This is a genomic window from Rhizobium sp. BR 315 (assembly GCF_050577975.1).
Classification (GTDB): Bacteria; Pseudomonadota; Alphaproteobacteria; order Rhizobiales; family Rhizobiaceae; genus Rhizobium; species Rhizobium miluonense.
In genome coordinates this window covers 209,817-234,223 of sequence record NZ_JARWKZ010000002.1, presented here as the reverse complement: position 1 = coordinate 234,223, position 24,407 = coordinate 209,817, and the positions used below count along the sequence as shown (strand labels likewise).

Annotated in this window: 20 protein-coding genes; 18 read left to right on the top strand and 2 right to left on the bottom strand. The window is 60.9% G+C overall.

What is annotated here, in order from left to right; genetic code table 11:
- The first annotated feature begins 93 nt into the window (after window positions 1-93).
- The 5 genes from QD409_RS03585 (at window position 94) to QD409_RS03565 (ending at window position 5,013) form a co-directional block, all read left to right on the top strand.
- Entirely contained in the window at window positions 94-1,080 is a 987-nt protein-coding gene (locus tag QD409_RS03585; protein ID WP_092845620.1) for an ABC transporter substrate-binding protein, read from the top strand.
- A gap of 88 nt (window positions 1,081-1,168) precedes the next feature.
- Window positions 1,169-1,948 (top strand): ABC transporter ATP-binding protein, encoded by a 780-nt coding sequence (locus tag QD409_RS03580; protein WP_092845618.1) that lies wholly within the window; start codon window positions 1,169-1,171, stop codon window positions 1,946-1,948.
- 7 nt (window positions 1,949-1,955) lie between these two features.
- Window positions 1,956-2,879 carry an ABC transporter permease gene (locus tag QD409_RS03575; protein ID WP_092845674.1) on the top strand — a complete coding sequence of 308 codons (924 nt, stop codon included), beginning with the start codon at window positions 1,956-1,958 and terminating at the stop codon, window positions 2,877-2,879.
- A gap of 19 nt (window positions 2,880-2,898) precedes the next feature.
- Window positions 2,899-4,146: a kynureninase gene (kynU, locus tag QD409_RS03570; protein WP_092845616.1), complete on the top strand. Its 1,248-nt coding sequence runs from the start codon at window positions 2,899-2,901 to the stop codon at window positions 4,144-4,146.
- Between the two features lie 36 nt (window positions 4,147-4,182).
- On the top strand, window positions 4,183-5,013 hold the full coding sequence (locus QD409_RS03565) for an alpha/beta hydrolase (RefSeq protein ID WP_092845614.1): 831 nt from the start codon (window positions 4,183-4,185) through the stop codon (window positions 5,011-5,013).
- 63 nt (window positions 5,014-5,076) lie between these two features.
- Here QD409_RS03565 and QD409_RS03560 read toward each other — a convergent pair whose 3' ends face one another.
- Complete coding sequence (locus tag QD409_RS03560; protein WP_092845672.1) at window positions 5,077-5,508, bottom strand: VOC family protein; 432 nt, start codon at window positions 5,506-5,508, stop codon at window positions 5,077-5,079.
- Window positions 5,509-5,855: 347 nt separating this feature from the next.
- Between QD409_RS03560 and QD409_RS03555 the strand changes: the two genes are divergently transcribed.
- The 9 genes from QD409_RS03555 to QD409_RS03515 all read left to right on the top strand — a co-directional run bounded on the left by QD409_RS03555 (window position 5,856) and on the right by QD409_RS03515 (window position 19,278).
- Window positions 5,856-6,041 (top strand): hypothetical protein, encoded by a 186-nt coding sequence (locus QD409_RS03555; protein WP_092845612.1) that lies wholly within the window; start codon window positions 5,856-5,858, stop codon window positions 6,039-6,041.
- A 28-nt stretch (window positions 6,042-6,069) separates the two neighbouring features.
- On the top strand, window positions 6,070-8,538 hold the full coding sequence (locus tag QD409_RS03550) for a glycoside hydrolase family 2 protein (protein ID WP_092845610.1): 2,469 nt from the start codon (window positions 6,070-6,072) through the stop codon (window positions 8,536-8,538).
- A gap of 176 nt (window positions 8,539-8,714) precedes the next feature.
- Complete coding sequence (locus QD409_RS03545; RefSeq protein ID WP_430761898.1) at window positions 8,715-11,975, top strand: GH36-type glycosyl hydrolase domain-containing protein; 3,261 nt, start codon at window positions 8,715-8,717, stop codon at window positions 11,973-11,975.
- Between the two features lie 157 nt (window positions 11,976-12,132).
- Window positions 12,133-12,789 carry a DUF2161 domain-containing phosphodiesterase gene (locus tag QD409_RS03540; RefSeq protein ID WP_092845606.1) on the top strand — a complete coding sequence of 219 codons (657 nt, stop codon included), beginning with the start codon at window positions 12,133-12,135 and terminating at the stop codon, window positions 12,787-12,789.
- A 265-nt stretch (window positions 12,790-13,054) separates the two neighbouring features.
- On the top strand, window positions 13,055-14,557 hold the full coding sequence (locus QD409_RS03535; protein WP_092845604.1) for a DegQ family serine endoprotease: 1,503 nt from the start codon (window positions 13,055-13,057) through the stop codon (window positions 14,555-14,557).
- 366 nt (window positions 14,558-14,923) lie between these two features.
- Window positions 14,924-15,556: a J domain-containing protein gene (locus tag QD409_RS03530; protein WP_092845602.1), complete on the top strand. Its 633-nt coding sequence runs from the start codon at window positions 14,924-14,926 to the stop codon at window positions 15,554-15,556.
- Between the two features lie 212 nt (window positions 15,557-15,768).
- Window positions 15,769-17,259 carry a lipopolysaccharide biosynthesis protein gene (locus QD409_RS03525; protein WP_167667929.1) on the top strand — a complete coding sequence of 497 codons (1,491 nt, stop codon included), beginning with the start codon at window positions 15,769-15,771 and terminating at the stop codon, window positions 17,257-17,259.
- Window positions 17,260-17,353: 94 nt separating this feature from the next.
- Entirely contained in the window at window positions 17,354-18,169 is an 816-nt protein-coding gene (locus tag QD409_RS03520) for a galactosyl transferase (RefSeq protein ID WP_092845600.1), read from the top strand.
- A 38-nt stretch (window positions 18,170-18,207) separates the two neighbouring features.
- Window positions 18,208-19,278: an acyltransferase family protein gene (locus QD409_RS03515; protein ID WP_092845598.1), complete on the top strand. Its 1,071-nt coding sequence runs from the start codon at window positions 18,208-18,210 to the stop codon at window positions 19,276-19,278.
- 9 nt (window positions 19,279-19,287) lie between these two features.
- Here the strand turns inward: QD409_RS03515 and QD409_RS03510 are convergent, their stop codons facing one another.
- Window positions 19,288-20,616: a PLP-dependent aminotransferase family protein gene (locus tag QD409_RS03510; protein ID WP_092845596.1), complete on the bottom strand. Its 1,329-nt coding sequence runs from the start codon at window positions 20,614-20,616 to the stop codon at window positions 19,288-19,290.
- Window positions 20,617-20,716: 100 nt separating this feature from the next.
- Between QD409_RS03510 and QD409_RS03505 the strand changes: the two genes are divergently transcribed.
- From QD409_RS03505 to QD409_RS03490, 4 genes are read left to right on the top strand one after another with little or no spacing between them, the layout of a single operon-like run.
- Window positions 20,717-21,694: a nitrate ABC transporter substrate-binding protein gene (locus QD409_RS03505; RefSeq protein ID WP_092845594.1), complete on the top strand. Its 978-nt coding sequence runs from the start codon at window positions 20,717-20,719 to the stop codon at window positions 21,692-21,694.
- A gap of 47 nt (window positions 21,695-21,741) precedes the next feature.
- Entirely contained in the window at window positions 21,742-22,632 is an 891-nt protein-coding gene (locus QD409_RS03500) for an ABC transporter substrate-binding protein (RefSeq protein WP_092845668.1), read from the top strand.
- A complete protein-coding gene (locus QD409_RS03495) occupies window positions 22,629-23,573 on the top strand; it encodes an amino acid ABC transporter permease (RefSeq protein WP_092845592.1) in 945 nt (314 codons plus the stop codon). Before QD409_RS03500 ends, QD409_RS03495 begins: the two co-directional genes overlap by 4 nt.
- A complete protein-coding gene (locus tag QD409_RS03490) occupies window positions 23,570-24,349 on the top strand; it encodes an amino acid ABC transporter ATP-binding protein (RefSeq protein WP_092845590.1) in 780 nt (259 codons plus the stop codon). Before QD409_RS03495 ends, QD409_RS03490 begins: the two co-directional genes overlap by 4 nt.
- Window positions 24,350-24,407 lie beyond the last annotated feature (58 nt).

Sequence of the window (24,407 nt, the reverse complement as noted above, 5' to 3'; positions counted from 1 at the left end):
ATATCGCAAATTGACAGGCTTGCTGCAGTCGCTATGATCCGCGCCAAGAGAGCCGGAGGGAACGCGGCTCCTTGACACACCCGGGAGGAAAACATGCGCAATTCCACATCCAAATGGCTGTCCGGCGTCTTGATTGCCGGCGCCTTCATGGCAAGCATCGCTACTGCATCGGCCGAGCCCATCAAGATCGCAATCGCCAATTTCGGCGAGCATCCGCAGCTGAACGCCTCGATCGCCGGCTTCAAGAAGGCGCTGGCCGCGAACGGCTTCGTCGAGGGCAAGGACGTCGTCTATTCCGAAAGCAATACGAGCTTCGATGCTTCGCTTGTGCCGCAGATGATCGCCAAGCTGCAGGCAGAACATCCGAAGCTGATGTATACGGTCACGACGCCCGTGTCGCAGATCGCCAAGAAGGCGCTTGCCGGCTCCGGCATTCCGATCGTCTTTACCGCTGTAACCGATCCTGTCGCCGCCAAGCTGGTCCCGTCCTGGGATGCGGGTGACGTCGGCATCACCGGCTCGAGCGACCTGCAGGACATCTCTGCAATTCTGACCTTCACCAAGAAGCTGTTTCCGAATGCCAAGCGCATCGGTGTACCCTACAATCCGGGCGAAGCTAACGACGTCGCCCTGATCGATAAGGTCAAGGCAGCGGCTCCCGCCGCCGGCTTCGAAGTCGTGCCCGTCGGCGTCGACAACGTCAACGACATCCAGCAGCGCATCGCCTCGCTCGCCGGCAAGGCTGACGTGATCTACACGCCCGCCTCCAACTTGCTGCAGCCGGCAATCCCCGCCGTTGCCGCCGCCGCCCGTCAGGCGCAGATCCCGATCGTCAATTCCGATGACGCAGCGGTTCGCAGTGGCGTCGTGCCGGCAAGCTTCGCCGTCAACTATATACAGGTCGGCGAAAATGCCGGTAAGATCGCTGCGCAGATCCTGAAGGGCGCCGATCCCAAGACGATCAAGCCCGCGCGCCCGGCCTATGCCGACCATGCGCCGCTGATCAACAAGGCCGTCCTGAAGGCATTCGGCGCCGAAGTTCCTGCTTCGCTTGCCGATTGCAATTGCTTCACGAAGTAATAAGCGGCATTTTCGAGGGATCAACCCGATCCATGGCGGCGTCAAGGACGCCGCCATTTTATAACCCTACACTGCAGGGGAGGCACGGATGCTGGATATCAAATCCGCGCGCAAGGTTTTCTACAAAGGCCAACCCGACGAAAAGGTCGCGCTCAACGGCCTGACACTCTCCCTCAAGCCCGGGGAATTCGGCGTCGTCATCGGCTCGAACGGCGCAGGCAAGAGCAGCATGCTCAACGCGATTTCCGGCGCGCTCAGCCTCGATTCCGGTCAGATCCTCATTAATGGCAATGACGTTACGAACATCCCGGTGTACAAGCGCGCCGCGCGCCTTGCCCGCGTGTTTCAGGATCCGATGAAGGGAACCGCCGCCAGCATGACGGTTGGCGAGAACATGCTCCTCGCGGAGCTGCGCGGCAAGAGCAGGAGATTTCGCTCCGGCGTGAACGCCGCCCGTCTTGCAGCCTATAAAGAGCGCCTCGCCGTTCTCGGCCTCGGCCTGGAAAATCGCATCGATACCAAGGTAGAGCTTCTTTCGGGCGGTCAGCGCCAGTCGCTGTCCCTCATCATGGCGGTCGGCGGTTCGCCCGACGTGCTGCTGCTCGACGAACATACCGCAGCACTCGATCCACGCACGGCAGAGATCGTCATGCAGGCAACCGTTCGCACCGTCGAGGCACTGAAGCTGACGACCTTGATGGTGACGCATAATATGCAGCACGCCGTCGATTTCGGCGACAGCATCATCATGCTCGATGCCGGGCGCGTTCATCTCGAAATTACCGGCGAAGGCAAGCGGCGCATCACCGTACCCGAACTCATCGGTCACTTCGCCGTCAAGACCGACCGCATGCTGCTGGTGAGCTGACATCATGATGGATTTCATTCAGACTACCGTTTCGAGCTTCGTCTCGCTCATCCCGGTGACGCTGGCGCAGAGCTTCATTCTGAGCTTCGTCGTCCTCGGCATCATGATTCCCTTCCGGATGCTGAGCTTTCCGGATCTGACCAGTGAAGGCGCGTTTCCGCTCGGCGGCTGCGTCTGCGGCATATTGCTGGCAGCCGGCGTTGCGCCGCCGCTCGCCATTGCCGTCGCCTTCGTCGTCGGCCTCGCCGCCGGCTGCTGCACGGCCTTCATCCATCTACGCTTCCGCATTCATACGCTGCTTGCGGGCATTCTGATGTCGACCATGCTTTACAGCGTCAATCTCGGCATCATGGGCAAGTCCAACCTGTCCGTCTTCGGTTCGCCAACCGTATTCGACGTCGTGCCGTTTACCGAGCCAGGCTTTCCCGCAAGCAAGATCGTCATTGCAGGCTTGCTCGCGCTCATCGTGTTGGTCGCCCTCAATCTCTACTTCAAGACGGAAAAGGGCACGGCCATGCGCGCCGTCGGCTCCAATCCAGATATGGCAGAGGCGCAAGGCATCAACGTCTGGGCTGCCACCATCGGCGGCGTCGGTATCGCCAGCGCTTTTTCCGCTGCCAGTGGCGCCTTGATGGTGCAGTCGCAAGGCTTTGCCGACGTCAATATGGGTATCGGCATCCTGATCAACGGCCTTGCTGCCCTCATGATCGGCGAAGCTTTCACCGGCAAGCAAACCGTGCTGCGACAGCTGCTGGCCCCATTCGTAGGATCGATCATCTACTATCAGCTGGTATCGCTGTGTCTCGCCGCCGGCATGCCGCCGCCGAACCTGAAGCTCGCCACGGGCCTCTTCGTGCTCATCATGCTCGCACTGCCCAGCATCCGCCGCAGCCGCGGCGGGGCAGTCGCCCGGGAAACCATTCGCGAATAAATCAAGAGGCAACAGCATCATGGACAGCCTTCCCGATCTCGCAGCCATCGAGGCTATGGACGAGGCCGACCCGCTGCGCGCCTTCCGCAGCCGCTTTGCCTTGCCGGCGGGCGTCATCTATCTCGACGGCAACTCGCTCGGCGCGGCATCACACGAAGTCTTTGCCGAAGTGCGGCAGGCTGCCATGGAGGAATGGGGGAACGGCCTGATCCGCAGTTGGAACAGCGCCGGATGGTTTCACCTGCCACTCGAACTCGGCGACCGCATCGGCCGGCTGATCGGCGCCGCCGAAGGCCAGACCGTGGTGACCGACTCGACGTCGATCAACATCTACAAGACGCTTCATGCCGCTCTGACGATGCGGCCAAGCCGCAACGTTATCGTTGCCGAGGGCGATAGTTTCCCGACCGATCTCTATATGGCCGAGGGCGTCGCTTCGACCCGTCCGGGTGTCACGCTCCGTCTCGAAGGTCGCGATGCCGACACTATCGAGGAACTGATCGACGAGAATGTCGCCGTCGTGCTCGTCAATCATGTCAACTACAAGAGCGGCGAGTTGCGCGACATGGCAGCGCTGACAAAGCGCATCCAGGCCTCCGGAGCACTGGTCATTTGGGATCTTTGCCACAGTGCCGGCGCGCTTCCTGTGGATCTCGACGGCGCGGGTGCCGACTTTGCCGTCGGCTGCTCCTATAAATATCTGAATGGCGGCCCCGGCGCTCCGGCCTTCATCTATGCAGCCCGCCGCCATCTCGCATCGATCGCCCAGCCGCTCAGCGGCTGGTGGGGCCATGCCCGCCCCTTTGCTTTCGAGCGAAACTTTGACGGCGATGCCGGCATCAAGCGTTTTCTTTGCGGCACACAACCCATCCTGTCCTTAAGAGCGCTGAAGGGTGCCCTCTCCATATGGGACGAAGTGGACATGAACGCGCTGCGCCAGAAAAGCATAGCGCTCAGCGATCTCTTCATCCGGCTGGTCGAAGCGAAATGCGGCCAGTATGGCGTCGTTCTGGACACCACGCGTGACAGCGAGAAACGCGGCAGCCAGGTCTCCTTCACCCACAGCAATGGCTATGAGATCATGCAGGCGCTGATCGAGCGCGGCGTCATCGGCGACTTCCGCGCGCCCTCGACACTGCGCTTCGGCTTTACCCCGCTCTATGTCAGCTATCGCGACGTATGGCTGGCAGCTTCGGTACTGGAAGAGATTTTGAGCAGCGGATCCTGGCGCGATCAGCGCTTTGCCGTTCGCTCGGCGGTGACCTGATCCAGTTTTACCGGTCGCCGGCCAGAGGAGTTGCAGATGAGCTATTTCAAACTCACCGATTGGGACAGCGCCTATACCAATAGCGCCTACATCGTCGATGGCGACCAATGGCCGGAGGCCTGGATCGAGCCGGCTCGATCCTTCCGAGACAGCATGGCTGCGGCCGGCCGCGCAAAACTCGACCTTGCCTATGGTCCCGGTGAGCGCAATCGCTTCGACCTTTTTCTGCCCGAAGGGGAGCCGAAAGGTTTGGTGGTCTTCGTTCATGGCGGCTACTGGCTGCAGCTGGATAAAAGCTATTGGTCACATCTGGCGGCGGGTTCGGTCACGGCCGGCTATGCAGTCGCAATTCCGTCCTACACGCTTTGCCCGCAAAATCGCATCGGCGGAATCGGCAAGGAGATCGCAGCGGCGATCACGGCTGCGGCCGAGATGGTCGGTGGCCCCATCATTCTGACAGGTCACTCAGCCGGCGGTCAGCTCGTCGCCCGGATGATGACGACGACGTCGCCGCTTGGCGAGATGATCCTTGGGCGTATTCGTCACGTGCTTGCGATTTCCGGTGTCCACGATCTGCGCCCGATCATGAAGCGCAAAATGAACAAAGAGCTTCGTATCGATGACGCCGAAGCAAGAGCCGAAAGCCCGGCCCTGCTGGAGCCGGTCGACGCCATTCGCCTGACCTGCTGGGTTGGCGGCGCCGAACGCGCCGAATTCATCCGCCAGAATGCGCTGCTCGCCAATATCTGGACCGGCCTTGGCGCCGCGACGGAAGCCGTGGTCGAGCCGGACAAACATCATTTCTCAGTGCTGGATGGTCTTATGGACACCGGTCATCCGCTGATGAGGACCTTGCTCGCGGCATAGAAATCTCGCGATAGCAGTCAGAACATGCCCTCGGTACAAGCCTGCACCGAGGGCATTCCATCATCACTCGTTGACGGGCGCGTTCATGGCCCAGATGACCCCGAAGGGATCGCGCATCTGACCCCAGCGATCGCCCCAGAACATCACCTGCGGCTCGACGACGACCTCCAGCCCGGCGTCGACGGCACGCTTCCACCACGCGTCGAAGTCTTCGACTACCAACTGCATCACGAAGGACTGCGGCTTCTCCAATGCGTGGCCATATTCGGGATAGGCATCGCCAAGCATGACCGAGCTGCCGTTGATATAGAGATGGATGTGCATCGTCCGGCCCTTTTCATCGACCGGAAACATGAAGGCCTCCTCGGCGCCGAAGGCGCGCTTGTAGAATTCGGCCGCCTTGACCGCGCCATCCACGGTCAGATAGGCCACCACGCCGCCGCGAACCGGCACGCGGGGCTGGGAGGATTGCTTCTGTTCTGCTGCATCAGTCATGTTCGTCTCCTTGCGAACGAGATTGCTTGTGGCGCCCCTTGCGATGGGCTGACCCAAGGACGTCGGCATAGACGACTTTCCGACAGGACAGATCTATTTTTTATTATTTTTCTGAAGGCACGAGGAAGTCGTTGATACAGAAGCCACGAAGACAGGCATTTGCGGGCAGAAGCAGGCTGCCCAAGGCGGTATCGACAGAAGGAGCGAGCATTTGCAAGGCAGGCCGCGCCATCCTCGGCATCGCTCGAAATCCCACTAGCACCACAACCTTTCGCTCCGATATCGCCGCCCGGTCGGCTTGACAGCTTTCGTTGACCAACAATATGTCTTCGAGCAGTGGAGGACGGATGGTGGTGGAGATGGATGACATCGGGAGGAAGCCCTCGGCGATGGATCATCGGTTGGGCCACGCGCACGGCCAGCATCGCGATCTCATCAAAGCGCTGAAGCGCCGGGATCGAATCGCCTACGCCTACCACATGAACCGCCATCTGCAGGCAGGCCTGCTCTTCATCGCGCCAAAGGCTGTTTGAGACATCCATTTCATCACGGACACATGACATGAAAAGACAGACGCTCGACACCGGCTGGACCATCTCGCGCCTTCGCGCGCCCTCCAGCGCACCGGCCCTGCCCAACACCATCCCTGCAGCGGTCCCCGGCAACGTGCATCTCGACCTGATGGCGGCGCAACTGATCACCGATCCCTATCTCGACGTCAACGAGATCTCGCAGGATTGGATCGGTCGCTCGGCCTGGCGCTATCGTCTGGCGTTCGATTGGGACGACGAGGACGCCGAGCGCATCGATCTCTCATGCCTAGGCCTCGATACGGCAGCGCGCCTGGAGCTGAACGGCAATGTGCTCGGCGAAACGCGCAACATGCACCGCAGCTATCGCTTCGACATCGGCGACCACCTCAAAAGCGGCCGCAACGAACTGATCGTCGATTTCCAATCGGCCTACGAGCATGGCGAGGACGTGCGCAAGCAGCTCGGCAGCGCCGCCGATATCCCCCAAAATTATCCCGGCCCGAGCAATCTCATCCGCAAGATGGCCTGCAATTTCGGCTGGGACTGGGGGCCGTCGGTCGTCACCTCAGGCATCTGGAAGCCGATTACCATCGAGAGTTGGTCGAAAGCGCGCCTCGGCACCATCCGCCCGGAAATCACGCTGCAAGGTAGCCAGGGCGTTGCCCGCCTGCATGTCGAGATCGAATGGGCGGAGACAGGCACCGACAGCGTGGCGCTCTTCTTGTCTATCGGCGGCAAGCGCGCTGAAGTTCGCGTGGCGCAGGGCGAAACTCACGCGCTGATCGAATGCCGCATCGATAATCCGCAGGTCTGGTGGCCGCATGGGATGGGTGGCCAGCCGCTTTACGATCTCGATTTGCAGCTGCTCGGCTCGGACGGTGCGGCACTCGACGGCTGGAAGCGCCGCGTGGGCTTCCGCTCCGTGCGGCTGGATACGACGCCGGATGAGATCGGCTCGGCCTTCACGCTCGTCGTCAACGACGTGCCTGTCTTTGCCCGCGGCGCCAACTGGATCCCCGACGATTGCTTCCTGCCGCGCGTGACCCGCGAGCGCTACCGCGACAGGATTGCCCAGGCCCGCGACGCCAATATGAATATGCTGCGCGTCTGGGGCGGCGGCATCTACGAGACCGATACGTTCTACGAGGAATGCGACGCCGCCGGCATCATGGTCTGGCAGGACTTTCTGTTTGCCTGCGCCACGTATCCCGAAGAAGAACCGGTCTATAGCGAAATCGAGGCGGAAGCGCGCGAAGCGATCACAAGGCTCATGCCCTACGCCTCGCTGGTCATCTGGAACGGCAACAACGAGAATATCTGGGGCTATTTCGACTGGGGCTGGCAGGATGTGCTCGGCAACCGCCCCTGGGGCGCCGGCTACTATCTCGATCTCCTGCCGAAGCTGGTCGCCGAGATCGATCCGATGCGTCCTTATTGGGCGGGCAGCCCCTATTCCGGCTCCATGGAGATCGCGCCGAACGCAGACGAACATGGCTGCAAGCACATCTGGGACGTCTGGAACGAGGTGGGCTACGAGACCTACCGCAACTATATCCCGCGCTTCTGCTCCGAATTCGGATGGCAGGCGCCGCCGACCTTTGCGACGCTTGCCCAATCCGTTCGCGAGAAAGACCGTGCGCCGGCCTCGCCGGGCGTACTGCATCATCAGAAAGCGACCAGCGGCAACGACAAGCTGCTGCAGGGCCTGGAAGGTTGGTTCCCACATCCGCGAAATTTCGACGATTGGCTCTTTGTCACACAGCTCAATCAAGCACGCGCGATCAGCTACGGCATCGATCACATGCGCTCGCATCGGCCGACCTGCATGGGCACCATCGTCTGGCAGCTCAACGATTGCTGGCCCGTCACCTCCTGGGCAGCAGTCGATGGCGCCGGCAGGAAGAAGCCGCTCTGGTATGCGCTGCGCCACAGCTATGCACCGCATCTCCTCACCATCCAGCCGCGCGGCGATGGACTTGCCGCCGTTGCCGTCAATGACGCAACCCTGTTCTGGCGTGTGCCCTTCACCGTCGAACGCTTCGACTTCAACGGCACGGTGCTTGCCCGCCACCACGTCTGGCGCATCCTGTGCGATCGCTTCGAAAATACCGATATCGAGATCCCAAGCGACATTGCGACGCCCGGTGATCCCAGACGGGAATTTTTGCGCGCCCGCCTTGGCGATGCCGAAGCCTGGTGGTTCTTCGAGAAAGATATGAAGCTGCAATATCCGAAGCCGCGCTTCGACATTGAGAGCGTCCAGACGCCGGAAGGGATCGCTGTCACCATCACCGCGCAGTCGCTTTTGCGCGATGTCTGCCTGTTCGTCGATCGCGTCAGCCCGAATGCCGAAGTCGACGACATGCTGGTCAATCTCGCCCCCGGCGAAAGCAGGACGTTCAAGGTGAAAGGCATCTCCAAGGAAGCTTTCGAAGACGCCGATCTGTCGACCGTCCTTCGCACGGCCAATCAGGTTGCCGAGCCTCCGCATCACTGAACTTGAAGCGCGCTTTTCTCGAGATATCCGGCGCATCGCGCCGGATCGGGGTAGGTATCGCTTGTAAATCGTCACGAAAGATTGCGCGGATGAATGGCGAATTGCCTCCTATGATCGGGCGTCGCCTTATGATCTAGTGCACCAAATCCGATCCATGAATCAGCGAGACACCGCTTATGTCCTCCGACGCCAATCGCAGCTTTCAAACGCCCCGTCGCGAAGAACTCGGTCTTATCACGCTTGGCAACAGTGCCGGTCTTTCCGCTTCGGCTTTGCCGAACGGCACGCTGTTCTCGTTAGATTTCGCCGACCAGCAGGGCGGGATCATGATCAATCAGGTGCTCGGTTCGCCTGTTTACGGCGGCATCGGCCGGCTCTACCTGCGCGTCGGCGGCACCAAGCCGGCAACGGCTGAAATCGTCGGTCCGAAGGCTGCGGTACAGTTCGGCCATAGCGGCAGCGGCTTTTCCTGGAGCGGCGAGACGGCCGGCGTAAGGCACACGGTCAGCCTGCGGCTGCATCCGAGCCAGACCGCATGGTTCTGGCAGGTCTCACTGGAAAACAGCACCAATGCGGCGCTTTCGGCCGATCTCGTCCTCGTTCAGGATGTCGGCCTTGGCGATCGCGGCTTCCTGATGAACAGCGAAGCCTATGCCTCGCAATATATCGATCATCACATTGCCAGCCACGCCGCCTTCGGTCCTGTCATCATGAACCGGCAGAACCTCAAGCAGGGTGGCGGCCGAAATCCGTGGCTCGCGCAGGGCTGCCTCGAAGGCACGGCGGCTTACGCGACCGATGCAATCCAGCTCCTCGTGCCCTCCAAGGGCAATGACGGCGTCATGGTGCGGGACTTCGGCACCAGCCTGCCGAGCGCACGTCGCCAGCACGAGGTCGCCTGCCCGGCAATCCAGTCAAAGCCGCTTTCACTCGCGCCGGCTGCGATAGCTACGACGACCTTCTTCGGCCTCTTCATTGCCAATCATCCGGCCGCTTCCAGCGATGCCGATCTAGCCCATCTCAACGGCTTGCCGAAGCTTCAAGGCGAATTGGCAATGGACACCATTACCGCCGCGCAGCCTGCGCGAAGCCTCGTACAAGAGGCGCCTCTTGCCGAGAGCGACAGCCTCGATCAGGCGACGATCGACGCCCTCTACCCCAAGCGTATGCTGGAAGAGTATGCCGACGGAAAGCTGATCTCCTTCTTCGTCCCGGATGGGCCGCACAACAGGCATGTCGTGCTCCGCGAGAAGGAGCAACTGGTGGCTCGCCGTCACGGCGCCATCGTCCGCAGCGGGCAAAACATGCTGCTCGACGACCAGACGCTGGCCGCCACCTGCTGGATGCAGGGCATTTTTGCCGCGCAGTTGACCATCGGCAACACATCCTTCCACAAGCTGTTCTCCGTCTCGCGCGATCCATACAATCTGACGCGATCAAGCGGCCTGCGCATCCTCGTCGATCTCGGCGATGGCTGGCGCCTGCTCGGCGTGCCGGCAGCCTTCGAGATGGGCCTTAGCGATACCGGCTGGATCTACCGGCTTTCCGGCCGAACCATCACCGTGTCGGCCATCGCTTCGGGCGATGATCCGGCCATGCAATGGAGCGTATCGGTCGAAGGAACCGCCTGCCGCTTCCTCGTATTCGGCCATATCGTGCTCGGCGAGCGCGACTATGAAGCGGTTGCCAATATCGCGGTCGACGCAGCGGCCAAGCGCATCTCCTTCCGCCCGCAGCCGTCGTGGCTGTGGGATCGCTATCCGAAGGCCGGCTACCATCTCGTGACCTCAACGCCCGATGCTTTCGAGACAGTCGGCGGCGATGAGCTGCTCTATAGCGACGGCGCAGCCCGCAACGGCCCGTTCATCGCCCTGAAATCGCATCCGGCCAAGGAATTGCGCTTTGCCGTCACAGGATCGATGACCGATCCGGAAGCCGCGGAAGCGCTCGCTGCACGCTACAGCGCCGGTGTCGAAAGCGAGGAGATGCTGGCGCCGGCGCAGCGCTTCTGGAGCCATGTGACCCGAGACGCACGCATTGAAGGCGATGGCCGCGATGTGGCGGCACAGGCCGTCATGCTGCCCTGGATCGCGCATGATGCGATCGTGCATCTGAGCGTGCCGCACGGGCTGGAGCAATATACGGGTGCTGCCTGGGGAACGCGTGACGTTTGCCAGGGGCCGATCGAATTCCTGCTCGCCTATGAGCATGATGAAGAGGCCCGGCAGATCCTCAGCACGCTCTTTTCCGAGCAGTATCGGGACCGTGGCGACTGGCCGCAATGGTTCATGCTGGAGCCCTACGCCAATATCCGCGCCGGCGAAGCGCATGGCGATATCGTCGTCTGGCCGCTAAAGGCGCTCTGCGATTACATCGAGGCAACCGGCGACATCGCCTTCCTTGCCGAAACAGTGCCATGGCGCGCCGACGACAGCATGCAGCTCACTTCGGAGCGCGCAACGATCTCCGATCATATCGAAAAGCTGCTGGACACCGTGCGCAGCCGCTTCGTGCCCGGCACGAGCCTCATCCGCTATGGCGAGGGCGACTGGAACGACAGCCTGCAGCCGGCTGATCCGCATCTGCGAGATTGGATGGTCAGCAGCTGGACCGTTTCACTGCTGTACGAACAGCTGGTGCGCTACGCCAACATCCTGACCCTTGCCAGCCGTAACGAGGAGGCCCAGTCGCTTCAAGCAACGGCCGTCGCCATGCGCGCCGATTTCAACCGGCTGCTGATGCGCGACGGCATCGTCGCCGGCTACGGCGTCTTCGATCCGAGCCATGACGGCGTCGAATTGCTGCTGCATCCTGAGGATACCAGAACCGGTCTGCACTATTCGCTGATCGCAATGACCCAGCCGATGATCGGCGGCCTGTTCACCAGGGATCAGCGCCATGCCCACATGAAGATCATCCGCGAGAACCTGCTCTTCCCGGATGGCGTGCGGTTGATGGAAAAGCCGGCGACCTATTCCGGCGGCCCGGAAAAGCTGTTCCGCCGCGCCGAATCCTCATCCTTCTTCGGCCGCGAGATCGGGCTCATGTATGTGCATGCGCATCTGCGCTACTGCGAGGCGTTGGCGCTCGACGACGATGCAGAAGCTGTGTGGGCAGCCCTCGCGCTCGCCAATCCGATCGCAGTCAGCGGCCGCGTCGAGCATGCGGCGCTCCGCCAACGCAATACCTATTTCAGCAGCAGCGACGCGGCCTTCGACGACCGCTATCGGGCTTCGTCGGAATGGGCGCGCGTCAAGGCGGGCGATATTGCCGTCGATGGCGGCTGGCGCATCTATTCCAGCGGTCCCGGCCTCTATACCAAGAGCCTGATCGGCAACATCTTCGGCTTCAAGCGGCAGTTCGGTCAGCGCATCCGCAAGCCGCTGCTACCAGCCTCGATAGGCACATGCGACGTCAAGCTGGATTTCAAGGCCTGAGCCAATCGTGAATGGAAAAGGGCCCGCACTATCGGTCTCTTTTCATTCGCTCGCGATAATCGGTCTCACAGCAAAAACCGCCTTCTCACCTCTATCGACCTTCTGGTTAACCGAATCGGCTAAACCTCATCCGGATGTGAAAAGCCCGGAGGCGGATTTGGAAACGGCGCTATATCTTCCGATCAAGTCATTTCTCGAAGCGGCCGGCTACGCCGTGAAAGGCGAGATCGGCGGCTGTGATCTCGTGGGGCTGAATGATGGCGAGCCGCCCGTCGTCGTCATTTGCGAGTTGAAGATGAGTTTCAATCTCGAACTGATCCTGCAGGCCGTCGATCGCGCTGCTGCCAGCGATGAAGTCTGGATCGCCGCCCGAGTCTCGGTAAAGGGCAAGGGACGGGAGAGTGATCGCCGCTTCCGCGACCTTTGCCGCCGGCTGGGTTTTGGCATGCTGACGGTATCGGACAGCGATGTCGTCGATATCGTCGTCAGCCCCGTCGCGCCGATGCCCCGCAAAAATGCGCGGCGCAGATCACGCCTTGTTGAGGAACATCGCCGGCGCAAGGGTGACCCGGCCCTTGGCGGCAGCACGCGCAAACCGATCATGACGGCCTATCGGCAACAGGCTCTGGTCTGCGCGGCGGCGCTCGAAAACGGGGTGCAGCGCCCCAAGGACATGCGCGAAGCAGCACCGAAGGCCCCGCAAATCCTGAGAGATAACGTCTATGGTTGGTTCGAGCGCATCGACCGCGGCATTTACGCGCTGACCGAGCTTGGAATGGAAGCCCTTAAAAGATGGCCGGTGCCGCAAAGCTAAATATGGGGAAATTCCGGCCGACGAACATTAAATTCATGTAATATCTTAAATTTTTGCAATAAAAACATGATCAATATTTAATTTGTAAAAGTCGATTGGCGGATCATATTGTTCATCAGCGCCAATTCATTTTTATACTTCACTTCCCTGGAGTAAAGGCGGGAAACCAAGGTTCCCCGAACGAATTGACGCGGCCCCATTCGACGCCTGTCCCGGACATGGACAAGACGCCAATTCGCCAACAATCTCGCAAGGGACTTTTGCCATGTCATCTCTCCTCCGCAAACATCGCACCGCCGCCATCGTAGGCGCCGCCATCATCGTCGGCGCAGGCGCATTGCCTTTTGCCTTCAGTACCTCCGCTGCCATCGCCTCTGCCGCCGAACCTGCCGGCATCATCGTGCCCGGCGGCTCTTTCGCTGCTATCGTCGATGCCGACAAGCCCGCCGTCGTCACCGTCACCACCACCATGAAGGCGACCGACACCAGCACCGACGGCAGCAACTCGCCGATGGACGAGCAGTTCCGCCAATTCTTCGAAAACCAGGGCATCCCCTTCCCGAAGCAGATGCCGCACCAGCAGCAGAACCAGCACGCCATGGCGCTCGGCTCCGGCTTCATCATCAGCCCTGACGGCATCATCGTCACCAACAACCACGTGGTTCAGAACGCGGTTGACATCAAGGTAACCCTCGACGACGGCACCGAAGTTCCCGCCAAGCTGCTGGGTGCCGATGCCAAATCGGATCTTGCCGTCCTAAAGATCAAGGCGCCGAAGCCGCTGGCGACCATCGCCTGGGGTGACTCTGACAAATTGAAGCTCGGCGACCAGATTCTGGCGATCGGCAACCCCTTCGGCATCGGTACGACCGTTACCGCCGGCATCGTTTCGGCTCGCGGCCGCGACCTGCATAGCGGCCCCTATGACGACTTCATCCAGATCGACGCACCGATCAATCACGGCAATTCCGGCGGCCCGCTGGTTGATCGCGAAGGCAATGTCGTTGGCATCAATACGGCCATCTATTCGCCGAATGGTGGCAGCGTCGGCGTCGGTTTCGCCATTCCCTCCGACGAAGCCAAGTCGATCGTCGCAAAGCTGGAAAAGAACGGCTCGATCGATCACGGCTATCTCGGCGTCGCGATCCAGCCGGTGACCTCCGATGTCGCCAACGCCATGGGCCTGTCGCAGGCTCAGGGTGCGCTCATCGCCAACGTTAACGACGACACGCCGGCAGCACGCGCCGGCATCAAGAGCGGCGATATCGTTACCGCCGTCGGCAACGAAACCGTCAAGACGCCGAAGGACCTGTCGCGGCTGGTTGCCGATCTCGCTCCCGGCGACAAGCGCTCCGTCACCTTGTGGCGCGACGGCAAGAGCATGGATGTCAGCGTCACCATCGGCGGCAATGACGACAGCAAGCAGGCCGCAAACGACAGTGGTGACGGCAAGGTCCAGCCTTCCAACCAGCCAAGCATAGGTGTCGGCCTCGCCAACCTGACGCCCGATGTCCGCCAGCAGCTGAACCTGCCGCATGGCGTCGAGGGCGCCGTCGTTGCCAGCGTCAATCCGGACAAGTCGGCCGCGGCAGCCGGCATCCAGACCGGCGACATCATTGTCTCGGTCAACGATCAGCCGGTCCGCAACGCCCATGACGTCCAGACGGCCGTCGCCAAGGCCGGTAAGGATGGCCGCAAATCCGTCCTGCTCCTGATCGAGCGCGACGGCGCCAAGACCTTCGTCGCCGTGCCGTTCTCGGCCGCCTGACGTCGAAGCTCATAACAGCCAAAAGCCCCGTTTCCGCTTGCGGAGGCGGGGTTTTTCGTGCCGCGGCCCGCAAGAGTGGGCCTGCACCTTGTGCCCTGGCAGAGGCAGCTTGGCACCTGACCACCCCGGTGCGATCGAGAAACGAAACGCTGATGGGTTGCTTGACAATCGCGACCATCCTCCACAGAAGACTCCGCATCGGCTTTGACAAGAAGCAGTTTTTGTCCAAACTCCGCCGTTGTGATGGTACAAAGATTTCCCTAGGCGGACAGGAACGGCCCGATGGCGGACTTATTTGCCTGCCAGTGAAACCAACAATGAGGGGCTTGGCCCCCGAGACAGGACGAAGCGGCGGCAGGAGCTGGAGTGACTGATCCCTACGATATTCTCGGCGTTGCACGCGATGCGGGCGAAGAGCAGATCAAGGCGGCCTATCGCAAGCGGGCAAAGGCGGCACATCCGGATTCAGGCGGGGACACGGATGCCTTCTCGCAATTGCAGAAGGCCTACGAGCTGCTTCTCGACCCCACGCGCCGCAAAGTGTTCGACGACACCGGCTACGATGTCGAATTGACGGACGCCGTCGATCTTCAGGCGCTGGTTGCCATCGAAAAGCTTATCACCGAAATGGTCCTCGACGAGCGCGAGCCCGGCACCTTCGATCCCGTCGCCAAGATGCGGGCGGCTCTGCTCGAGGAGATCCGCAAGGCGCATTTCAGCAAGAGCGAGCTGGAGCGTCACTCCAACCGCATCGGCCTTCATCTCGACCGTCTCGGAAAGCGCCCGGGCAAGGATGTGGTCGGCCACATGCTGCGCGCACGCATCAAGGCGATCGCCACTGCAATCAGCGAAACGGAAGCAAAGATCGGCGCCAGTGAACGCGCCTGCGATATGCTCGACGGCTATCTCTATGTCATGAACGAGCCCGACGACGACGCCGAACTCGCGCCCGACATCGAATGGGATGAGGCACCCAAGGTTCGCTCCGCCGCACAGTGACGATGCGGTGAGCATTCGCGTTTATCTCGATCGCAGAAACTTTTTGGCAATGTAATGTTGCAATGCAACAATCGTCCCTAGACAAATCGAAGAGCTGGCCTAGATCAAGCCTCCAGAACGCCGCCCGATCCATCGAAAGATAGCGGAGCGGCAATTGGCCGATGCCGGGTAGCGCCTGCGTCGGTCGAAAATCCAGAAGGCGAGGTATACGATTGCTGGCTTCCGAAGCGGATGAAATCGTCTTTGAGCATCTAAGCGAAAACCGATCGCGCGCCGCGCTGAGGGGCGCATTCTGGTCGGCGCTGGACACGCTGATCCCGACAGCGCTCAACAGTCTCGTCTTTGTCGTCACGTCGCGATTTCTTCTGCCGCAAGATTTCGGCCTCGTTGCGCTCGCCTTCGCCGTCGTCAGCTTCACCGCCGGCTTTGGCCCCACCGCCTTCGGCGAAGCGCTGATCCAGCAGAAGTCGATCCGGCGCAGCCATCTCGATACCGTCTTCTGGCTCTCCTTCTTCTCGGCCGCCATTCTCTACGCCGCGCTGTTTGCACTGTCTCCGACCGTTGCCCACTGGGTCGGCCATGACGAGATCGTCAACCTGCTGACGATTATCGGATTGAAGATCTTCTTCGACATGATGATCATCGTTCCCAATGCCTTGATCGGCAGGACGATGTCCTTTCATCTGGCGGCCGTGCGTACCGCGATCGCCACCTTCGTCTCTGCAGTCATCTGCCTGTCGCTGATCTTCGCCGGCTTCGGCCTGTGGGCGCTTGCGATCGCACAGATCGCCGCACCCGCCGCAGCCTGCATCGCGGCCTTCTGGGGCGCGAAATGGCTGCCCGGCATCCGGATCAAGCTCTCGAGCCTGAAAGAGCTGCTGCATTACGGCATTTTCGCCTCCGGCAACCGCTTCCTGCAGACCATGAACCTCGACCAGCTGATCATCGGCATGCTGGTGAGCCCTGCCGCTCTCGGTATCTATAATTTTGCCCGGCGGCTCTACGAGATGCTCAACAATGTCGTTGCCGGCGGCCTGACCTCGGTGAGCCATGTGCTGCTCTCGTCGCTACAGCACGATCAGAACAAGGTCCGCGAAGCCTTCCTCATGGCGACCTTCGGCTGCTCGCTGGTATCCTTTCCCGCCTTCATGGGGCTCGCAGCCGTCGCCGACGATGCCATTCCGCTGATCTTCGGCGCTCACTGGACGGCGGCCATCTGGCCGGTTCGCTTCTTCTGCGTGATCGGCCTCATGGGCGGCATCGGCGTGATCCAGGCATCCTTGATTACCAGCCAGGGCAAATCCGACTGGTGGTTCTACTACCAGCTGGTGCGCAACATCGTCACCATTCTGACTGTGTTTGTTCTCTACCCATATGGCGTCTCGACCATCGTCTTTGCGCTGATGCTCGAAGTGCTGATGCTTTGGCCGGCGACGCTGTGGATGGTCTCCCGTTTGATCGGGCTGAGCATCCCTGAATATTTCGGCCAGTTCCTGAGGCCGATCGCGGCCTATCTCGGCATGCTCGTCGCAGTCTTGGCAACATCGTCGGCCTTGAGCGACTGGTCCATGGCCGCCCGTCTCGTCACCGAGATCCTCGTCGGCGGCATCACCTATTCGGCCCTGATCTTTCTTCTATGCAGGGAAAGGATCCTCTTTCTTGTGCGCACGACCCTGCAGGGTCGCCGCGCAAGAACCCAATAGCAGCCGTCGCGGACGCCGGATCGAAGCAAGACTTGAACCGGCAACGCCTCTTCAGCTTCCGAAACAGCCGTACCTCCTGTCAAAAGGGCGCGTCATGACACTGGTTACTTTCATCATCCCGGTTCGCCATCAGGCCAATTCCAATGACTGGCCTTCGCTGAAAAGCCGGCTGTCTCAAACGATCGCCTCGATTTCCGGACAGTCCAACGGCGACTGGCGCGGCGTGATCGTCGCCAATGAGGGCGCCGACCTGCCGGACCTGCCGCCGAAATTCTCCGTCGAGCGCGTCTCATTTCCGCCAAACCAGCTGCACGACATCAACGGCGCCGACCGGGAAAAGGTCTATGACGCCTTCCGGCTGGACAAAGGGCGCCGGGTGCTGAGCGGCATGCTTTCCGCCCGCGACACGCGCTTCTTCATGATCGTCGACGACGATGATTTCGTCAGCGCCAATATCGTCGAGTTTGCCGGCAGGAACAGCAACGCCAATGGCTGGAAGATCGACCGCGGCTATCTCTGGAACGAGGGCGGCCGGCTACTGCTGCATCACAATGACTTTGCCAATTTCTGCGGCACCTCGCTGATCATCCGCTCAGACCTCTATGGGCTTCCGGCAACCTTCGAGGACGCCGATGTCGACTACATCAAGTCGATGCTCGGCAGCCATGTGCGCATCGGCAAGATACTTGCGGACGCCGGTCATCCGCTTGGGTCGCTTCCCTTCCGCGGCGCCATCTACCGGGTCGGACACAGCGGCGCTCACAGTAAGTCCTCCAACCTTATCCGGACGCATTTTCTGAATGCATCGGTGCTGCGCCGCCCCCGCCAGCTCTTGGCCAATCTCTCGCGCGTCCGTCCGTTGGATCAGAACCTGCGAAATGAATTCTTCGGTGCTCACGCGGCCGGATAGGACACAAGCGTCGCTGTTACCCAACGAGGTCTCAACCCATGACGGCTGACAATACAAGACATAGATATGCCGCCCTGGATGCGATGCGTGGCCTCGCGGCATTCGCCGTTGTCGTCTATCACTTGGACAGGCCCTATGCTCCTTCGGCCTATATCGCTGTCGACTTCTTCTTCGTGCTCAGCGGCTTCGTCATCGCCAGGGCCTATGGCGAAAAGCTCGCGAGCGGCATGACAATGCTGGCTTTCATGAAGGCACGCTACGCGCGCCTCTATCCGCTCTTCCTGATCGGCAGCGTCTTCGGTCTCGTGCAGTTGCTGCTGCACTGGCAGGCAGCAGGCATCGGGCGGGCCGATCTTGGTGCGAGCATTTTGTCGACCGTCTTCATGCTGCCTTCCCCGAGCTTTCTGACCCGATCGGCGGGAGATATCTGGCCGCTCTATCCGCTGAATGGCCCGGCCTGGTCGCTGTTTTGGGAGCTGCTGGCCAATCTCGTATTCGCGCTCGTGCTGTTCAGGCTGAAAACGCGAAGCCTCATCCTCATCGCCGCCGTATCCCTGGCGATGCTGATCGGCTCGGTTTTCTTCCACAAATCGCTCGATCTCGGCTGGGAATGGCGATCGGTGGATGGCGGCTTTGCCCGCGTCTTCTTCTCTTTCACCCTTGGAATGATCATCTATCGGTTGCGAAGCCGAACCGCGCCCGGCCGGACGGTGAACAGCTATGCCGCCCTGCTGCCCATTGCGGCGATCTGCATCCTGCTATTTCTGCCCACCTACTCGCTGAAATATGCGCTGGTGTTCTGCATCCTGGTCTCACCGCTCGTCGTCCTTGCCGGTACGATGCTCGAATTGCCGGCCAAGCTGCAGCGGCTCGGCATTTTTCTCGGCTATCTCTCCTACCCGATCTATATGTGCCATCGTGGCTTTACCGAGATCTACGGGCACCTGATGCGTGATGCGCAACTGCCGCATCCCGTCTATATCGCGATCTATCTCGTTGCGATTTCCATCATCGCTCTCATCTCGGCAAAGCTCGCGACAGTCCTGGTCAAATATGCCTCACCCGGGAAGGAGGCGCCTAAAGGTGCGGGCGCGGCGTCGAGCCGGTAGCACCGTCGTTCAGGTATGAACTGCGGCCAGTGCGATTGCGTCCGCAACCTCTTTGCGCCGTTCCGAGAGATTGGCCGTCGCGACGCGCAAATGGCTGCTGGGCAGGATCGAAAACTTGGCGCCGGGATGCACGGCAATGCCCCGCGCCGCAAGCGTTACCATTGCGAAAGGCTCTGACGATACGGGTATCCAGGCGCATAGTCCGCCCCCATGTCGCGCTTCCACGCCGCGCTCGCCGAGAGCGTCGATCAGGCCGGCCCGACGCCCCCGGTAGATTTGCCGGGCATGATCGAGGCATACCGCCGTTGCCTCATCCCGCAGCAACCAGGCAACGGCCGCCTGGAGAATTCGGCTCGTCCAGCCGGAGCTGAAGCTGCGATAGGACTGGATCTGATCGACGATCGCCCGCGAACTCGACAGCACCGCAAGCCGCAGATCCGGCCCATGCGTCTTCGAGTAAGAGAGGACATGGATGACGCGATCGGGATAGAGATGTCCCATCGAATGGCGCGGCGCCGTCGAGATATCGGCGATACCATCGTCCTCCACGATCAATGTGTCCTTGTCCCGAAGAATCTCGGCCATGCTTGCCATGCGCGCCGCGCTCACACTCTGACCAGTGACGGCATGGATGCGCGGCTGAAAGATGAAAGCGACCGGGCGATATTTCAGCGCCTCCTCCAGCGAAGACGGCAGCGGGCCCTCCTCATCGCATTTTACCGGAATGATGCGTGCACCACGATCCTCGAGAATATCGAGAAGGCGCATGCCGGTCGGGTCTTCGATCGCAACGGCAGCGCCCGGCATGACGAGCGCATTGATCAGGGTATAGACGGCGTTGTAGCCGCCATTGGTCGCCAGGAACGCCTCCGGTTCGTAGGGCCAGGTCGTCCTGACCTGCTCTTCCAGTTCCGGCAGGATACGGCTGCGCTCATAGCTGTTGAGATTTTCGGCTGATGCGCCATAGGCCATGGCCGCTTCCAGTTTCGGCAGCAGCTTAACGTCGGGAACGGCCGCCGTGAGGTTCAGGGCGTCGTAGCCATAATCACCGACGCTGGCGAGCCGCGCCGGCTGGGCAACGAAGCGATCGCCGCTGACCCATGTACCGTTCCGGCCGCGGCCGCTGATGATCTTCTGACGCCGGAGCTCGCTCCATGCTTCGGACAGGGTCGCCGGGCTTATCCCGAGCGCGAATGCGAGATCGCGGATTGGCGGCAACTTCGTACCAACAGGCAGCGCGCCGGCGCGAATGAGCGCGCTCGTCTCCAGTGCGATGCCACGGATTGTCCGATCGTTCAATTTTTCGGCAAACCACGCCGCGTCTCGATTTCCGCTCATTCCTGCGCCACTTTTAATGTTCAATAACGTAATAACATTTGATCGGCACATATTGAACATTTACTCACTTAGAAAACAAGTTTTCCCGCGAGTGAATTTCATGCCCCTTACTCTCCGCCTTGCCCTCCGCGACTGGGACTACATTACGCCTTTGGTCCTCGGCGATGTCTCCTCCCCGAAACTCGACCTCAAGGTCGACCGGGTCGGCACGCTGATCTCGCATGTCGGCAAGAGCGACGCCTATGACGCAGCTGAAACCTCGTTCAGCCGCTATACGCAGATGCGCATCGATGGCGACGAGAGCGTGGTCGGCATGCCGAACTTCATCATGCGCGGCTTCCGCCATCGCTGTGTCATCACCACGAAGAACAGCCCGATCACGAGCTTTGCTCAGCTGGCAGGCAAGCGCATCGGCGTCACCGGCTGGCGCGACTCGGGTAACACCTGGACACGCGCCGCACTTCGCCGAGAAGGCGTCGGCGTCGAGGATGCCATGTGGTATGCCGGCCGCCTCACCGAAGCCCATCCGATCACCGATCGCCTCGACGGTTTCGGCCGTCCCGGCCGGATCGAGGCAGCACCCGGCGAGAGACCGATGGTCGATCTGCTGAAGGAAGGCCTGCTCGACGCAATCTTCACACCCTTCATGCCGGATGGTTATTTTGCCGGCAATTCCGGTTTCCGTCAGGTCCTTTCGGATTTCCGCGCCGCCGAACATCGCTATTTTGCCGATGTGGGCTATGTACCAGGCATGCACCTGATCGGATTGAAGGCTGACATCGTCGCCGAGCATCCCTGGGTCGTCGCCGAATTGAGTGCCCTCCTCGATGAATCGCAGCGCATCTGGCTGAGCAAGCGGCGCAAATATGCCGACACGACGCCTTTCATGCTCGACGAGCTGTTGAAATCGGCATCCGAGCTGCCCGAGGGTTGGGATGCGAGCGGCTTTGCCGCCAACCGCAAGATGATCGCCGACTTCGCTGGGGAATTGCATGTGCAGGGTATCCTGCCGCGCCTGATGACGCCGGAGGAACTTTTCCCGTTCGACGTCGACGGCAGCCGGACGAGCGCTGCCTGATCATCGACTGAAAAATCAGAGACACAAAGCAAAAAAGGGGAATGAACATGTCGCTGAAGAAAATGAGCTACCTCGCCGTGGCAAGCCTGATGATGTGGGGCTCGGCCTTTGCGCAGGATGCCAGCTTGCCGAAACTTTCGATCAACAAGGATCTGCAGGCCAAGCTGCCGGAAGCCATTCGCACATCAGGCAAAATGATTTCAGTCAACAACGGCTCGTTCCCTCCCTATGAAATCGTCACCGGTACCAAGTTGACCGGCGCCAGCGCCGATCTGACCGATGCGATCGGCGAGGTGCTCGGTGTGAAGATCGAGCATGAGAGCGTCAGCGGCCTGCCTGCCATTCTCGCAGGCATCAATTCTGGCCGCTATCAGTTCGCCTTCGGCCCGATCGGCGATTTCAAGAGCCGCGAGGAGGCCAATGACTTCGTCGACTGGGTGCAGGAGTTCGTCGTCTTCGCCGTCCAGAAAGGCAACCCAAAGAGCATCACCTCGCTTGATAGCGCCTGCGGCCAGCGCATCGCCGTCATGGCCGGCGGCTCGGCCGAAAAGGTCATCCAGGTGCAGGCCGAGAAGTGCAAGACCGGCGGCAAGGGTGCGATCGAGGTCCAGTCCTTCACCGACCAGCCAAGCTCGATCCTCGCCGTCCGCTCCAAGCGTTCCGACGCCTTCTTCTCCTCGCAGGCACCGCTCACCTATTTCGTCTCGCAGGCAAACGGTCAGCTGGAGCTGACCGGCGTCGGCCAGAAGAACGGTTTCGAAGATCTCTATCAGGGCGCCGTCGTGCCGAAAGGCTCGCCGCTCGGACCGATTCTCAAGGATGCCGTCAAGGTTCTGATGGACAATGGCACCTATGCCGCCATCATGAAGAAATGGGGCCTTGAGAACAACATGATCAAGGAACCCGGTATTAATCTTGGCGGGATATTGCCAAAATGAGCACGAATACCGGAAACATCGCATCGCCATCTGGCGATGCGGCGGAGCGGGATGTGGCGAATGCCCACACACCGTTCCCGAAGGGCCGTGTGGCGGCCTGGGTTGTAACGCTGTTGATCGCAGCCTATTGCGCCTGGTCAATCGCCCATAACGAAAACTTCGGCTGGCATGTCGTCGCCCAGTATTTCTTCGACCCCGTTGTCATCGACGGCCTCTATGTTTCGCTTGGGCTGACCGTCGTCGCCATGGCCCTCGGCATCGTGCTCGGCCTATTGCTAGCGATCGCCCGGCTATCGAAGGACACGCTGGCAAGCTCGCTTGCTTCCCTGTTCATCTGGTTCTTCCGCGGCACGCCGCTGCTCGTGCAGCTGATCTTCTGGTACAATCTCTCTACACTCTTCCCGACATTGTCGATCGGCATCCCTTTCGGCCCGACCTTCGCCAGCTGGGACACGAATTCCGTCATCAGCCCGATGACGGCAGCGATCGCCGGCCTGGCGCTCAACGAAGCGGCTTACATGGCCGAGATCATCCGCGGCGGCCTGCTTTCGGTCGACAGGGGCCAGTTCGAAACCGCCGAGGCATTCGGCATGACCCGCATCCGCGCTCTGCGCCGCATCATCATCCCGCAGGCCATGCGCTCCATCGTGCCGCCGACGGGCAACCAGCTCATCAGCATGATCAAGGCGACCTCGCTCGTCAGCGTCATCGCAATGGCCGACCTGCTCTACTCCGTGCAGTCGATCTACAACCGCACCTTCGAAGTGGTCCCGATGCTGCTGGTCGCAGTGATCTGGTATCTGCTGATCACCTCGGTGTTGAACATCGGCCAGAGCTACATCGAGCGTCATTACAGCCGTAGCGACCGTCGCTCCGCGGCGGCTAAGCCCGCAAAGGATGACACGCCGGCGCTCGTACCGGCGCAGGAGGCGGGCCAATGAACGCCAACGTCAATTTGTCGCCCCTCGTCCGCGCCCGCAACGTCCACAAATCCTTCGAGCACCTCGAGGTGCTGAAAGGCATCGACCTCGACGTCGCCCCCGGAGAAGTGGTCGTCATCCTCGGCCCTTCCGGTTCCGGGAAGTCGACTTTCCTGCGCTGCATCAATCATCTGGAGTCGATCAATCGCGGATCGATCGAAGTCGACGGCGAGCAGATCGGCTACCGGCTGAACAAGGGTCGGCTCGTCAAGCTGTCCAATCACGCCATCGCGCTGCAACGGCGCAAGATCGGCATGGTGTTCCAGCAGTTCAATCTCTATCCGCATATGACGGCGCTGCAGAATGTCATCGAGGCGCCGATCGGCATCCATGGCGAGAGCCGCAGCCAAGCGACGGACAATGCGCGGACACTGCTCGATCGCGTCGGGCTTTCGGCCAAAACGGATAACTATCCGCGACAGCTTTCCGGCGGCCAGCAGCAGCGCGTGGCGATCGCCAGGGCGCTGGCCATCAGGCCGAAGCTGATGCTGTTCGACGAGCCGACCTCCGCGCTCGACCCGGAGCTGGTCGGCGAGGTGCTCGCCACCATGCGCGACCTTGCCAGCCAAGGCTTGACGATGATCGTCGTCACTCATGAGATCGGCTTTGCCCGCGAAGCGGCCGATCGGGTGGTCTTCATGGACGGCGGCAAGATCGTCGAGCAGGGCAAGCCGGAAGATGTGATCGGCAATCCGCAGCATCCCCGCACCAGAAGCTTCCTGTCGCGCTTCATCTAGCGCGATGGTATCGATCCCATTTTGAGCCGCCGCGCCCAGATTCATAGTGCGCGCGGCT